The sequence below is a fragment of the Burkholderia sp. Bp9031 genome (genome assembly GCF_003857965.1).
In the GTDB taxonomy this organism is placed as follows: Bacteria; Pseudomonadota; Gammaproteobacteria; order Burkholderiales; family Burkholderiaceae; genus Burkholderia; species Burkholderia ambifaria_A.
The window spans coordinates 30825-45033 of record NZ_QTPW01000001.1 but is presented as its reverse complement, the minus strand read 5'-3'; the positions used below and the strand labels follow the sequence as shown (position 1 = coordinate 45033).

Annotated in this window: 12 protein-coding genes and 2 pseudogenes; 8 read left to right on the top strand and 6 right to left on the bottom strand. The window is 67.9% G+C overall.

The annotated features are described in order from the left end of the window. Positions 1–71 precede the first annotated feature (71 nt). Both DIE15_RS00210 and DIE15_RS00205 read left to right on the top strand, forming a co-directional pair. Positions 72–856: pseudogene (locus DIE15_RS00210) on the top strand (SDR family oxidoreductase). 35 nt (positions 857–891) lie between these two features. Continuing rightward, positions 892–1191, top strand: a pseudogene (locus DIE15_RS00205) (3-keto-5-aminohexanoate cleavage protein); the annotation flags it as partial. An 18-nt stretch (positions 1192–1209) separates the two neighbouring features. Here DIE15_RS00205 and codA read toward each other — a convergent pair. Both codA and DIE15_RS00195 read right to left on the bottom strand, forming a co-directional pair. Then, positions 1210–2451: a cytosine deaminase gene (gene codA / locus DIE15_RS00200; protein ID WP_124831879.1), complete on the bottom strand. Its 1242-nt coding sequence runs from the start codon at positions 2449–2451 to the stop codon at positions 1210–1212. 74 nt (positions 2452–2525) lie between these two features. After that, the gene (locus tag DIE15_RS00195; RefSeq protein WP_124831877.1) at positions 2526–2990 is read right to left on the bottom strand and encodes a VOC family protein; all 465 of its coding nucleotides are present in this window, start codon (positions 2988–2990) and stop codon (positions 2526–2528) included. A gap of 307 nt (positions 2991–3297) precedes the next feature. On the opposite strand from DIE15_RS00195, the gene DIE15_RS00190 reads away from it, so the two are divergent. Both DIE15_RS00190 and DIE15_RS00185 read left to right on the top strand, forming a co-directional pair. Then, positions 3298–4440, top strand: coding sequence for a porin (locus DIE15_RS00190; RefSeq protein WP_124831875.1), 1143 nt, complete (start codon positions 3298–3300; stop codon positions 4438–4440). A 229-nt stretch (positions 4441–4669) separates the two neighbouring features. Beyond that, complete coding sequence (locus DIE15_RS00185; RefSeq protein ID WP_057927114.1) at positions 4670–4972, top strand: DUF4148 domain-containing protein; 303 nt, start codon at positions 4670–4672, stop codon at positions 4970–4972. A gap of 114 nt (positions 4973–5086) precedes the next feature. On the opposite strand, the gene DIE15_RS00180 is transcribed toward DIE15_RS00185, so the two are convergent. Continuing rightward, entirely contained in the window at positions 5087–6034 is a 948-nt protein-coding gene (locus DIE15_RS00180) for a LysR family transcriptional regulator (protein ID WP_124831873.1), read from the bottom strand. A gap of 202 nt (positions 6035–6236) precedes the next feature. Between DIE15_RS00180 and DIE15_RS00175 the strand changes: the two genes are divergently transcribed. Continuing rightward, complete coding sequence (locus DIE15_RS00175) at positions 6237–8420, top strand: FUSC family protein (protein ID WP_124831871.1); 2184 nt, start codon at positions 6237–6239, stop codon at positions 8418–8420. 157 nt (positions 8421–8577) lie between these two features. Then, complete coding sequence (locus tag DIE15_RS00170) at positions 8578–8790, top strand: hypothetical protein (RefSeq protein ID WP_124613565.1); 213 nt, start codon at positions 8578–8580, stop codon at positions 8788–8790. A 138-nt stretch (positions 8791–8928) separates the two neighbouring features. Here DIE15_RS00170 and DIE15_RS00165 read toward each other — a convergent pair whose 3' ends face one another. Together DIE15_RS00165 and DIE15_RS00160 are read right to left on the bottom strand one after the other, a co-directional pair. After that, positions 8929–10038 (bottom strand): P1 family peptidase, encoded by a 1110-nt coding sequence (locus DIE15_RS00165; protein ID WP_124831869.1) that lies wholly within the window; start codon positions 10036–10038, stop codon positions 8929–8931. Positions 10039–10102: 64 nt separating this feature from the next. Continuing rightward, positions 10103–11509: an APC family permease gene (locus DIE15_RS00160; RefSeq protein WP_057927109.1), complete on the bottom strand. Its 1407-nt coding sequence runs from the start codon at positions 11507–11509 to the stop codon at positions 10103–10105. Between the two features lie 132 nt (positions 11510–11641). On the opposite strand from DIE15_RS00160, the gene DIE15_RS00155 reads away from it, so the two are divergent. Beyond that, a complete protein-coding gene (locus DIE15_RS00155) occupies positions 11642–12442 on the top strand; it encodes a helix-turn-helix transcriptional regulator (protein WP_124831867.1) in 801 nt (266 codons plus the stop codon). A gap of 24 nt (positions 12443–12466) precedes the next feature. On the opposite strand, the gene DIE15_RS00150 is transcribed toward DIE15_RS00155, so the two are convergent. Further along, the gene (locus DIE15_RS00150; RefSeq protein WP_057927264.1) at positions 12467–12844 is read right to left on the bottom strand and encodes a nuclear transport factor 2 family protein; all 378 of its coding nucleotides are present in this window, start codon (positions 12842–12844) and stop codon (positions 12467–12469) included. A 378-nt stretch (positions 12845–13222) separates the two neighbouring features. On the opposite strand from DIE15_RS00150, the gene DIE15_RS00145 reads away from it, so the two are divergent. Further along, positions 13223–14107 (top strand): LysR substrate-binding domain-containing protein, encoded by an 885-nt coding sequence (locus tag DIE15_RS00145; protein WP_124831865.1) that lies wholly within the window; start codon positions 13223–13225, stop codon positions 14105–14107. Positions 14108–14209: the final 102 nt, after the last annotated feature.

Here is a 14209-nt window from a genome sequence, read left to right as displayed (position 1 = left end):
GCAGAATTTCGCGGCAGCCAGCCCACGAGCGACGCCGCACCCGATAACTTCAACGACGGAGACTACCCGGCATGACAGCTTCCGACCTGCTGAAACCCTATGACGGCCTGCGCGTCCTCGTGACGGGTGGAGCCTCGGGCATCGGTCTCGAGATCGCCGACACGTTCGCCGACTGCGGCGCGCGCGTCCATGTGTGCGATGCATCGCAAGCCGTGATCGCGGCGCTGGCCGACCGGCCGTCGCGCACCGCGATCAGTGCGGCGCTGGCCGACGTAGCCGATCCGGCCGCGGTCGAGCGCGTGTTCGCGGATGTCGCGGCGATGCTCGGCGGCCTCGACGTGCCGGTCAACAACGCAGGCATCGCGGGCCCGACGGGCGGCATCGACGAAATCGACCCGGCGCAGTGGGAGCAGACGGTTGCGATCAACCTGAACGCGCGATTCCAGTTCGCGCGGCGCGCGGTGCCGCTACTGCGTAACACGCGGCACGGCGGCGCGATCATCGCGCTGTCGTCGGTCCCGGGGCGGCTCGGCTACGCGTTCCGCACGCCGTACGCGGCAACCAAGTGGGCGGTCGTCGGTCTCGTGAAAAGCCTCGCGATCGAGCTCGGGCCGCTCGGCATCCGCGTGAATGCGATCCAGCCCGGCATCGTGCGCGGCCTGCGGATGCGCCGCGTAATCGAGGCGCGCGCGCAGCAGCTCGGCACCGGCTACGACGAGATGGAAAAGCGCTATCTCGAGAAGATCTCGCTGCGACGCATGACGGATCCGGCCGAAATCGCCGCGACCGCGCTGTTCCTGTGCTCGCCGGGCGGGCATGGCAGATCTCCGTCTGCGGCAACGTCGAAGTGCTCTGACGCCTCCTGCATCGCTCACCGTAAGGAATCCATCCGTGGCAAACGCTCGCAAAGTCATCATCACCTGCGCGCCGACCGGCGCGATCCACACACCGTCGATGTCGCCGTACCTGCCCGTGACGGCGCATCAGATCGAGACAGCCGCCGTCGCGGCTGCTCAGGCCGGTGCCGCGATCCTGCACCTGCACGCGCGCAACCCGTCGGACGGCAAGCCAACGCAGGATCCGGCAGTGTTCGCCGAATTCTTGCCACGTATCAAGGCGCAGACGGACGCGGTGATCAATCTCACGTCGGGCGGCAGCCCGCACATGACCGTCCCTCGACGATGCATGCCGCCTCCCGACCCGCCGCTCTCACTCCGGATACGTGACGCGCTCCGGCTCGCGCCGCATGATCACCCTCCCGCGGCGAACCGACAGCGTGGCCTTCGCCTGCCGGCGCACGGCTTCGTAGTCGCTGTCCGCGTCGAGCACGACGAGGTTCGCCGGCCGCCCGACGGCGATCCCGTAACCGTCGCCGAGATGCATCGTCGTCGCGCTGTGATCGGTCACGAAGTCGAGGCAGCGCTGCAGGTCCTGGTAGCCCATCATGTGGCAGATGTGCAGGCCGGCGTCGAGCACGCGCAGGATATTGCCGTTGCCGAGCGGATACCACGGATCCTTGATCGAATCCTGCCCGAAGCACACGTTCAGGCCCGCGCGATCGAGCTCCGCGACGCGCGTGAGCCCGCGCCGCTTCGGAAACGTGTCGAAACGCCCCTGCAGATGGATGCTCTCGGTCGGGCACGAGACGAAGTTGAGACCCGCGCGCTTCAGCAACCGGAACAGCTTCGAGCAGTACGCGTTGTCGTACGAGCCCATTGCGGTCGTGTGGCTGGCCGTCACGCGCGCGCCCATCCCGCGCACCCGGGCTTCTTCCGCGAGCACTTCGAGAAAGCGTGAATGCGGATCGTCGGTCTCGTCGCAATGCACGTCGACGAGGCAGCCGGTGCGCTCGGCCAGTTCCATCAGGAAGCGGATCGAGCTGACGCCCTGCTCGCGCGTGTTCTCGAAATGCGGGATCCCGCCGACGACGTCCGCACCGAGATCGATCGCCTGCTCCATCAGCGCACGGCCGCCGTCGAACGACTCGATGCCCTCCTGCGGAAACGCGACGATCTGCAGGTCGATCAGCCCGCGCGCCTCGTCCTTCACTTCGAGCATCGCCTTCAGCGCAGCGAGCGTCGGATCGGTGACGTCGACATGGGTGCGCACGTGCTGGATGCCGTGATCGCGCAGCATGCCGATTGCCGCATGCGCACGCGTCTTCGTGTCCTCGTGCGTGATGGTCGCCTTGCGCTCGGACCAGCGCTCGATCCCCTCGAACAGCGTGCCGCTCATGTTCCAGGCCGGCTCGCCGGCCGTGAGCACGGCATCGAGGTGGATATGCGGCTCGACGAGCGGCGCAATCGCGAGGCGGCCGCCCGCGTCGAGATCGTCAGCGCCGGCCGGCGCTATCGGCGCGGTTTGCGCGTCGATTCGCGCGAACCTGTCGCCATCGATGCCGATCGTGAACAGCCCGTCGCGGCCGCGCAGGCGTGCATTGAAGAGGTTCATGTAGGTCCAGTGCGTCGTGCGGCGCCGGTGCGCCGCGTGGTGGGGAAAAGCGCTGCGGGTGATGTGTGCGGCGCTCAGTTGAAGTCTTCGATCTTCAGGCCGGTCGCCGCGCTCATCTCGTCGTTCGTCACGTCGCGCACGTGTTTGCCGAATATCCACACATGCCGGCCAGGGTCGCGGGCGCGATACGTGCGATCGCCGTAGAACTGGTCGGCCGGCGCCTGCAGAATCTCCGCGCCGGCAGCACGCGCATGCTCGCAATGCGCGTCGATATCCGCGTCGGCAGGAAGGTGCACATGGACGCTCTGCGTGTTGCGGTCGCCGGTGTCTTGCGGCGATGCGATGAAGTCGGCCCATGCGCCGCCGAGCGTGACGAGGCCGTCGCCGAATTTCATTTCGGCATGCGCGATGTCGCCTTCCGGCGTGGTGACGACGATCGAGCGCTCGAAACCGAATGCGCGTTCGAGCCAGTCCAATGCGCCTTTCGGGTCGCGATAGCACAGCGCGGCACTGAAGGACGGTCGGCGAGGCATGGCCATGGGTGTCTCCGGATGATGAACTAGGACTGCCCATTCTCCGCGCACGCGGTGCCGCGATCAACTCCCGTGCCAACGCCACGCGTGTTGTCAATGCGCGACACGGCATGCGCGGCAACCTCGCATCGCACACCGTACCGCCGGCGAAAACGCATGGCATCCGGCTGCGGCAACGGTTTGTGAACGCCGTGTGACGCACTCTTGCGCGACTCGCAATGGAGCGCTCGCGCCCCGAGCGCCGGAATCGGGCGAACGCGCCCCTACACTTGCGCCGAACTTTGATCACCGTCCCACACGCAGGAGCAGTTACATGAACAAAACCCTGATTGCCGCCGCATCCGCCGCCGCACTGTTCGCCCCGTTCGCGCACGCGCAGAGCTCGGTCACGCTGTACGGCCTGATCGACGCCGGCATCGCGTACACCAACAACGTGAATGGCAGCGCCCAGTGGCGCATGGCCAGCGGCACGATCAACGGCAGCCGCTTCGGCCTGCGCGGCAGCGAGGATCTCGGCGGCGGCCTGAAGGCGCTGTTCGTGCTGGAGAACGGCTTCAACGCGAACAACGGCGCGCTCGGCCAGGACGGCAAGCTGTTCGGCCGGCACGCATACGTCGGCCTGAGCAGCGCCGGCTACGGCACGCTGACGCTCGGCCGCCAGTACGACACGATGGTCGACTTCGTCGCGCCGCTGTCCGCGACGGCCGGCGATTTCGGCGATACGGGCTTCGCGCATCCGTTCGACAACGACAACCTGAACCACTCGGTGCGCATCAACAACGCGGTCAAGTACACGAGCGACTCGCTCGCGGGCTTCAAGGTCGGCGCGCTGTACGGCTTCTCGAACTCGACGAACTTCGCCGGCAACCGCGCGTACAGCGTCGCGGCGAGCTACACGAACGGGCCGCTGAAGCTGGCAGGCGCGTACCTGCAGATGAACGGCACGAAGGGCTCGACGAGCGCGAGCCCCGGCGCGACGGACGTGGCCGAGGCGAAGGGCGTCAGCCAGGGCGGCTGGTCGGTGGGCGCGGACCGCATGCGCACGTATGGCGGTGGCGTCAGCTATGTGTTCGGCCCGGCGACCGTCGGCTTCGTCTACACGCGCTCGCAGTACGACAACTCGGGCTCGTTCGGCTCCACCGGCCAGGTCGCGTTCAACAACTACGACGTGAACGTGCGCTATGCGGTGACGCCGGCCGTCAGCCTCGGCGCAGCCTACGTCTATACGGACGGCAGCGTGTCGAACCCGGACAGCAAGCACGGCACCGATCCGAAGTGGCACCAGGTCGACCTGCAGGCGGTGTACAAGCTGTCGCGCCGCACCGACGTGTACGCGGAAGCGATGTACCAGCACGCGTCGGGCCGCGGCTACCAGGCGTTCATCAACACGTCGGGCGGCGCATCGAGCACCGCGAACCAGATCGTCGGCACGATCGGCATGCGCACGCGGTTCTGAGCGCCGATCCGCATGACGTGACGGCGCGTCGCCCGCCGGCCATGCCCCCTGCCGCTGCAGGCGAGGCCGGTCGACACGGGCGACGCGCCCCAATGTTGTGCCATCTGGAAAGCTGCCTGCCGGGAATCGGGGTTTTTGTGACGATGCGCGCTGCATAGACTGGCGTCGACGGTTCGGATCGAACCTAGTTCGCCGAACCGGCCACCTATCCCATCCACAGGAGAACATCGTGAAATCGCTCGTCGTCACCGCCGCCGCTGCCGTCCTGCTTGCCGCACCGGCCCTGTCGTTCGCCCAGTCGGCGCAATCGCCCGTCACGCGTGCACAGGTGCTGCAGGAACTGGTCGACCTGGAGTCGGTCGGCTACAACCCGGCGCGCGGTGAAGCGGGCAACTATCCGGAAGACATCCTCGCCGCGCAGGCGCGCCTGAACGCGCAGCGCATCGCCGGGCATCGGGCCGCGCAAGCCGCGTACGGTCCGGCGGGTGCGCCCGCAACCGAATCCGGCGTCGCGGCGAAGCCCGCGCTGTGACGACATGACGACGCGCGCCACCCGGAGCGATCGTCTGCTCCGGGTGGCGCGCGGTTCATGGCCGCATCATGCGGCCTCTCCCCTCGTAACGTGCGACGTCCGGCGGGCCGATGCTCAGGCGGCCTGCGGTTCGCGGTCGATCGCGTTCAGCATCTCGACGTCGCGCGCGATCATCCCCGGCACCTGCGCGCGCAGCATCTCGACCCAGGTACGCACCTTCGCGTCGACGAAGCGGCGCGACGGATACAGCGCATACACGTTCATCTTCTGCAGGATGTGCCCGGGCAGCACGCGCACGAGCGTGCCGTCGTGCAGCGCGTCGATCGCCGAATACAGCGGCAGCATGCCGATCCCGATGCCGTCGCGGATCGCGAGCGCGAGCGACTCGGCCGTGTTGGTCTGCACCGGCCCCGCCACGTGGATCTGCTCGACGCCCTCGGCGCCTTCGAGCACCCATTCGTGGGTCGGGAAAGCCGGCGTGCAGAGCGTCAGGCACGCGTGTGCACCGAGATCCTCCGGGCGTGCCGGCGCGCCGTGGCGCTTCACGTACTCGGGCGACGCGCACAAGATGCTGAAGGTCGAGCCCAGCAGATGCGACACGAGCTCCGAATCGGGCAGCGACGACGCGGTGACGACCGCCATGTCGCTCGTGCCGTCGAACAGGTCGGGCATGCGCTGCGACAGCGACAGCTCGATCGACACGTCCGGATACTGCGTGTGATAGCGCGTCAGCGCGGGCATCACGTAGTGATGGCCGACGCTCGCGAAACTGTGCATGCGCAGCACGCCGGCCGGCCGCTCGTGCGCGCAGCTCGCCTCTTCTTCGGCGCGATCGACGTCGGCAAGAATCTGCCGGCAGCGCCGCAAATAGCTTTCGCCGGCCGACGTCAGCGCGAGACGGCGCGTCGAACGATTCATCAGACGGGTGCGCAGGCGCGCCTCGAGCTCGGACACGGCGCGCGACATCGCGCCCGTCGTCGAATTCAGCGATTGCGCGGCCGCGGTGAAACTGCCCGTCTCGACGACGCGCGTAAACACCCGCATGTTTTGTAGGGTATCCATTCCTGTAAGCCACCTGTAGCGGAGCCGCTATTTTCCTCCAGCGGATGCGGCAGATTGTTACGCGGCCTGCAACTATCGTTTCCCCGTAGCTGCGTTAATGCCCGCGCGCCGCACTCCTACAATCGGCGCCTCACCAGTCGAACGGGCCTGTCCGGACGCGCCGCGGCACCTTGCCCGGCCCCGCCCCGGCCCCCCTCTTTTCATGAAGCCACAACCTGCGATCGAGCGACCTTCCGTCGAACCCGCACGATGGAGAGCCTGGCTCGATCCGCTCGGCGGCGCCGCGCGCGACTGGGCCGCGAGCGACGGGATGATCTGGCTCCACCTCGCCAAGACCGTGCTCGCCGCGCTGCTCGCGATGGGCATCGCGATGCGGCTCGAGATGTCGCAGCCGCGCACGGCGATGACGACCGTGTTCGTGCTGATGCAGCCGCTGTCGGGGATGGTGTTCGCGAAGAGCTTCTATCGCGTGCTCGGCACGGCGGCCGGGCTCGTCGCCGCACTCGCGCTCGGCGGGCTGTTCGCGCAGCAGCCGGAGCTGTACATGGCTGGCATCACGCTGTGGATCGGCACCTGCATCGCGCTCGCGGTGCGCAACCGCCACTTCCGCTGGTACGGATTCGTGCTCGCCGGCTACACGGCCGCGCTGATCGGCCTGCCGTCGGTGATGACGCCGCAGACGCTGTTCCAGTCCGCGCTCACGCGCGCCGCGGAAGTCGCGCTGGGCATCGCCTGCTCCGGCGCGGTCAGCGCGCTGATCCTGCCGCTCAGCTCGGCGAAGGCGCTGATGCGCTCGCTGACCGCCCGTCATGTGAAGTTCCCGGCATTCGCGGCCGGCGCGCTGTCGGGCGACCTCGCACGCGGCGATTTCGAACGGCGCTTCGCCGATTTCGTCGACGAGATCGTCGGCTTCGAGGCCAATCGCGCGTTCGCCTCGTTCGAGGATCCGCACATTCGCGCGCGCAGCCGCCGGCTCGCGCGGCTGAACAGCGAGTTCATGAATGCATGCACGCGCCTGCATGCGCTGCACCAGCTCATCAAGCGCCTGCGCGCGAACCGCTCGGACGCCGTGCTCGACGCGCTCGCGCCGCACGTCGACGGGCTCGCGCAGCGGATCACCGCGTTGCGCGACGAGCGCCAGCGCGGGATCGCGTCGACGACCGGCGCGCTGCTCGAACTGCGCCGCTTTCACGGCGCGTTGCCGAAGGCCGCGCGCGCGTCGCGCCGCGAGATCGAGGATCACGCGGCCGGCGGCCTGCTCGACTTCGATACCGCGATCGAGCTGATGTATCGCTTCGTCGGCGAGTATGTCGGTTATGCCGACACCTATGCATCGCTCGACCGCGACGATCATGCGTTCGAACGCTCGGTCACGCATTACGCGGTGAAGACCAATTCGTTCTTCGTCGGCTTCGCATTCCTGCGCACGCTCGTCGCCGTCGGCGCGATGAGCGCGTTCTGGATCGCGTCCGAATGGCCAAGTGGCCCGCTCGCCGTGATCGCCACCGCGATCGCGTGCGCACTGAGCTCGATGTCGCCCCGCGCGCCGAAGTTCGTCGCGCAAATGGCGGTCGGCGCGGCGTTCGCGACCGCGGTCGGCTACGTGTTCCTGTGCTACGTGTATCCGAACATCGACGGTTTTCCGCTGCTGTGCGCGGCGCTCGCGCCGGTGCTCGGCCTCGGCGCGTTTCTCGCGATGCGCCCGGGCCTGTCCGGCTACGGGATCGGTTTCGCGGTGTTCTTCTGCCTGCTCGCAGGCCCCGACAACGCGATCGCGTATACCCCCGAGGTGCTGATCAACAACGGTTTCGCCGTCGTCGTCGCGATGCTTGCCTGTTCGATCGTGTTTGCCGTGGTGTTTCCGACCCACATGCCGTGGCTCACGTCACGTATCGCGCACGATCTGCGCCGCCAGGTCACGCTCGCCTGCGAAGGCGCGCGCCAGGGCCTCTCCGCGCGCTTCCAGTCGAGCACGCACGACCTGATGGCGCAGCTGCGCACGCTGCTCGTCAAGCGCACGCGAGAACATCGCGACGCGCTGCGCTGGATGCTGTCGACGCTCGAAGTCGGTCATGCGGTGATCGACCTGCGCGACGAGCTGCACGGGTTCTGCGAATCGAAACCGCCGCAGACGCTGCGCTGGACCGCGTCGGTCGATGCGGTGCTGCGCGAGCTGCCGCGTTTCTTCGACGATCCGACGCCGGTCCACCACGCGCGCACGCTGAAATCCGTGAACCTGGCGATCCGCGCCGCGCAGCATACGCTGCACGCGTGGTACGCGGTGCCCGATGCGCGCCACCGCATGCAGCGCATCGTCGGCTGCCTGCACTTCATCCGCAGCGCGCTGCTGGACAAGGACGCGCCGTTCAACCGCCACCGTCATTGATCGTCGACGGCGCTCGACGGCACTCGATGCGTGCGCAACGGCATCCTTGTTCCGATTGGAAATAAGCTCTGCACCCCTGGCGATTAATCTTCAAGCAGTGCGAGCCTATAGTTTCCTCACTGCCAGCGAGACTGGCACTGACCCAGGAGAAACTGAAATGAAGCCGCTGCACCTCGCCCTCGTTGCCCTGTCGCTCACCGCCGCTGTCGCGCATGCCCAGCCCGCGCCGGCCGACCTCGCGCAGCAACCGGCGAACCGCGCCGAAACCGTCCAGGCTGCCGGCCGCGTCGATCGTGCGCAATCGAAGCAGGAAGACCCGAACGCATGCGTCGGCCCCGTCAGCTTCTGCAACGTCTACTTCGGCAGCTGAGCATGACCCCGCGTCGTCACGGCCAGGCCCGCCGCGCACGCATCGCACGCATCGCATGCGCGCGCGCACGACGCGCCGGCCGATCGCCGCAACGACCCTGCCCGCCACGCCGCTTCGAGTGAAGCGGCGCATGCCGTTTCAGGCGCCGCGTCCCGGCCGCCACCCCACTTCGCGCAACGCATCCAGCAAGCGCGCCTGCCCCAGCCCTTCGACCCGCGCGCCGCGCGATTCGACATCGCTCCCCGCGACCAGCGCGTTCACGATCGCTTCCTCCACCGCTTCCGCCGCCGCGACGAACAGCGCCGAAATGTGGTCGTTGTTCACCATCTTCACGTCCGTCGTCAGCGCACCCTTGCTGCCGTAGTTCGCGGCAGGCAGCCCGTCGTTGCCCGTTGCAAAGGCCAGGAAGATGTCGCCACTCGAATCCTCGGTGCCGCCGCCGACGCGGGCCAGCCCGACGCTCGCGCGCTGCGCGAGGCGCGTGCACTGATGCGGCAGCAGCGGCGCATCGGTTGCGATCGTGACGACGATCGAGCCCATCCCGGCTTCGCCTGGCGCACCGGGCGCGCGGAACGGCGAAGGCACGTGCCGCAGCACTTCGCCGACCGGGTACCCGGCCACGCGCAGCATCTCGCGCACGCCGTAGTTCGCCTGCACGAGCGCGCCGACGGTCCAGCCGCCCGCGTCGGCCGCGACCACCCGCGACGCGGTGCCGATGCCGCCCTTGAACTCGTGGCAGATCATGCCCGTGCCGCCGCCCACGCCGCCTTCGGCGATCGGCCCCGACCGTGCGGCGGCCAGCGCACACTGCACATGTGCGGCACTTACGTGCTGCCCCCAGATGTCGTTGAGCAGGCCGTCGTAGGTTTCCATCACGACCGGCATGCACCAGTACACGCGGCCGGCCGCCGCTTCGCGTTCGTTCGCGACCAGCGCGTCGCGCACCGTGCCGACGCTGTGCGTGTTGGTATAGGCGATCGGCGTCGTCAGCAGGCCGGCTTCGCGGATCCATTCGAGCCCGGTCGCGTCGCCGTTGCCGTTGAGCACATGCACGCCCGCGAAGCACGGCGAATCGTGCGCGGCGCCCGCGCGCGGTTCGATAACGGTGACGCCGGTGCGGATCGATGCATCGCCGTTCTCGACGCTCAGCGTGCAATGTCCGACCCGCACGCCCGGCACGTCCGTGATCGCGTTGAAGCGGCCCGGCGTGCCGAGTCCGATGCGGATGCCGAGATCCCTCGTGCGCATGATGCAATTCCTCCAGTGTTTCGATGGTTCGATGTTTCGGTACGGCAAGGTAGCGACGCCGCGTTCAGAGCGAGCGGAACGCATCGCTGTGGCGCGCCCAGACCGCATACATCGCGAGCGCGGCCGCCAGCAGAACGCCTATGATGATCAGGTCGGTCGGCTTCGTCGCCGTCGCGAGCGTCGTGTAGAGCGTGTACGCGGCGCCCGCGACCGCGACGAGCGGCGTCACGGGCCACAGCGGCATCCGGTAGTGATGTTCGACGTCGCGGCGCACGAACCGGCTCGCGAGCGCGGCCAGCCCGACCACCAGATAGATCAGCAGCAGCAGGTCGACCGTGAACGCGGTCAGTTCGTCGAGGCTCGATACGAACACGAGCCCCGCCGACGGCACCGCGAGCGCGATGGTTGCGAGCCACGGCGATTCCAGGCGCGGATGAATCGTCGAGAACGCGCGGTTGCAGGTGCGCGACCAGAGTGCGTGCCTGCCGCTGCTGTACAGCAGGCGCCCCATCGTGATCACGATCGCGATGATCGCGTTGAACACCGACAGGAAGATCCCGCCGCTGACCACGCGCGACACCGTCGGGTTGCTCAGCGAGCGCACGACATAGCCGATCGGGTCGGCGCTCTTGGTCAGCTCCGTCAGCGACGGTGCGCCGAGCACGATCGCGGTAAGCGGGATCAGTTCGACCACGAGGATCACCAGCAGCGAATAGATCACCGCCTTCGCGACGTTGCGGTTGCCGCCGCGCAGGTCTTCCGCGAGATACGCGGCGGAGCCGAAGCCGTTGTAGCAGAAGATCGCCGTGCCGATCGCGGGCACGATCGCCGCGAGCGTGGCCGGCACCAGCGCATTGCCGCTCGCGACGACAGGTGAGACCAGCACGTCGGCACCGCGATGCGGAGCACCGAAACCGAGCCCCGCGATCAGCATCAGCACGCCGATCTCGACGACGAGAAACGCGCCGGTGATCCACGCATTCGTCTTGATGTTCAGCATGCCGAGCAGATAGCTGAGCAGCACGATCGTCAGCGCGACCGACTGGTTGCTGAAGTGCGTGCCGAGCGCGTTGTTCAGGTACGGAGCCGCGCCGCTCGCGAGCACGGCCGGAATGAACACGCTGACGGACAGCACCGCGATGAAGGTCAGGTAGCCGGGCAGCGTGCCGAACACGCGCTTGGCCATCACGTACTCGCCGCCTGCGCTGCGGTGCGCGGCGCTGAGCTCGGCGTAGCAGAGCGCGAACGCGAGCGCGAGCACGCCGCCGAGCAGGAACGACAGCACCGCACCGCTGCCGGCCTGCTGGATCGCGAACGGCGCGATCACGAAGATCGAGCTTGCGGGCGTCACGCCCGACACGGTGATCATCACCGCGTCGCGCACGCTGAGCGTCTGCGACAACGCGCGCGGCGCGTCTTCCGTGGCAGGCGTCGCTTGCAGCGTGCCCGTCGATTCCGACATCATCGCCATTTCGTTCTCCTGTGCTCCTATGCCCCACATTTTTGAACACCCATACTCGGGTCCGATTGATTGCGTGGCAGTCTAGGAAGCCAATTTCAGGACCGCTATTCCCCCTTCGTGTTACGCCCTTCCGGTGGTGGTATGGATCGTCTCTTCTCCGAAATCGCGATGCACCAGGCGCTCGGCCGCGCAATCGATCATCTCGGCCAGCCGCGCTTCTGGCGTTTCCTGGTGCTGCTGCTCAACGAAATGGTGCCGTTCGACAACGCGCTCGCGACCGCGATCGGCCGCGACGGCGTGCCGCTCGTGCTCGACGAATACGACACGGGCGGCACCGACAGCGCGTCGCCGGTGCCGCTTTACCTCAACGGGTTATATCTGCTCGATCCGTTCCTGCAGGCCGCGCACGACGGGCTCGCCGACGGCTGCTACCGGCTCGAGGAAGTCGCGCCCGACCTGTTCCGGCAGAGCGAGTATTTCCTGAGCTATTTCCGCGATGCGGTCGGCGACGACGAAATCCAGGTCCTGCTGCGGCCGCATCCCGACCTGCTGCTGTCGCTGTCGCTCGGTGCATCCACGCGCTTCGACGTCGAGCCGCTCGGCAAGCTGACAGCCGCGATGCCGTGGGTGCTCGCGGCGATCCGGCAACACTGGCGGCTGGTGGGCGACGCGACGCGCGTGACGCCCGACGCCGATCTCGGCGCGCGCGTCGAGCAGGCGCTCGCGCGCTTCGGCGCGGGCGTGCTGACCGATCGCGAGATGTCGATCGCGCGGATGGTGCTGCGCGGCAATTCGTCGAAGGCGATCGCGGAGCGGCTGGCGATTTCACCGGAAACGGTGAAGGTGCATCGGCGGCATCTCTATGCCAAGCTCGGGATCTCGTCGCAGCCGGAGCTGTTTTCGCGGTTCATTCAGGCGCTCGGGGAAGATGCTGCGGGATAAGCGCATCGCCGAAGGCAGGCCACTTCAACCGCCCGATTCGATGAACCCGCCATCGGGCGCCTGATGCGGCACATACCAGCCGAAATACACCTCGGCCTCGACGATTCGTCCGTCGCGCACATGCAGCCGCTCCGCGTTCCGGAATCGCCTGCCCGCGCTCGTTTCGGCTTCGTACACGACGAACACGTATTCGCCGTGCACGGCGACATCGACGAACTCGAAGCCTGCCAGCATCGCGCTGTTCGGCCAGCAGCGCGCCAGGTATGCATCGCGGTCGAGCCGGTTGTCGAGCGGGCTCGTGAAATGGAAATCCGGCGCGATCAGCGCTTCGATCGCGTCGCGGTCCTTGTCGACATACGCGCGATAGCTCGCGCGCGCAACGTCACCGGGGTTGTCAGGCATCGTCGTTACCTCCGCGAAGGGCCGGGACGGACGCGACGGCCCGCGTCGCCCCGAGGCATCGTTCAAATACGTGCAGGCGGCACACACGAGCGCGACCGAGCCCGCGCCCGCAGATAGGCGCGCCCGTCCGGCACGATGCCATTCACGAAAATCCGCACCGCCCGCCGCACACGCGCCGCACCGCGCTTTCCGCGGCAACTCGCCGATGCCGTGGTTGCCCGTTTCCGCACGCGCGGGCATGATGTCCGCCAGCGTGCCGGCTGGGTCCAGCCGCCTCGGCGGTCCGGCCGTGCCGCGATCGGCGAGCCGTCCGCGCACGATCGCCGCCATCTTCGAGCAATCCGCGTGCCGGCCGTGGCCGCCCACCTCATTGAGTCCATGTCACTACGCGCATTCAGAACGCTGGTCGCAATCGCCCGATACCGCACCTTCGCGCGCGCCGGTGAAGCGATCGGGCTCACGCAGTCCGCCGTGAGCCTGCAGATCAAGACACTCGAAAGCGAATACAACGTCCAGCTGTTCGACCGTTCGCGCCGCCAGCCGGTGTTGACCGAAGCCGGCAACATCCTCGTCGCGCAGGCCGAGCAGGTGCTCGCGATGGTCGACCGGATTCCCGATGCGCTCAGCGATGAGAAGACGCTCGTCGGCCGCCTGCGGATCGGCGCGATCCAGACCGCGCTGTCGGGCCCGCTGCCCGATGCGCTGCTTGCGCTGCGCGATGCGCATCCGTCGTTGCGCGTGCACGTATCGGCCGGCATGTCGGTCGAACTGGCGAACCGTGTCGCGGCCGGCGAACTCGACGCCGCGATCACGACGCGCCCGGTGCGCCCGCATCCGGCGGCGCTCACCTGGACCACGCTGTACGAAGACCGCTTCTGGCTGCTCGCGCCGCCGCACTACGCGGAGCGCGACGCGCGCACGCTGCTCGAGGCGCTGCCGTTCATCCGCTTCGATGCGCAGGCGTGGGCCGGCCGGATGATCGCCGCCGAGCTGCGCCGCATCGGCGTGCGCGTGCGCGAGGAGATGGTGCTCGACAGCGCGGAGACGATCGCGCGCATGGTCGCGCGCGGGCTCGGCGCGGCGATCGTCGCACTCCCCGACTCGACGCTCGCGCGTCTGCCGCCCGTCACGCGCTTGCCGTTCGGCCAGCCGCAGATGGGCCGCGCGGTCGTGCTGCTCGAACACCAGTCGCGCCCGGCCGAGCGTTTCGCGCGTGCGCTGGCCGCCGAAGTCACCGCGTCATCGATGAGAATTTCTCATTGAACACCCGATAATTAACCATTATTCCTGCTGCATTCGCGTGTTAACTTGGCGGCATCGTCACTCTTTCGATCGCGCGCCGCCATGTCGCCCGCTGGATGGACT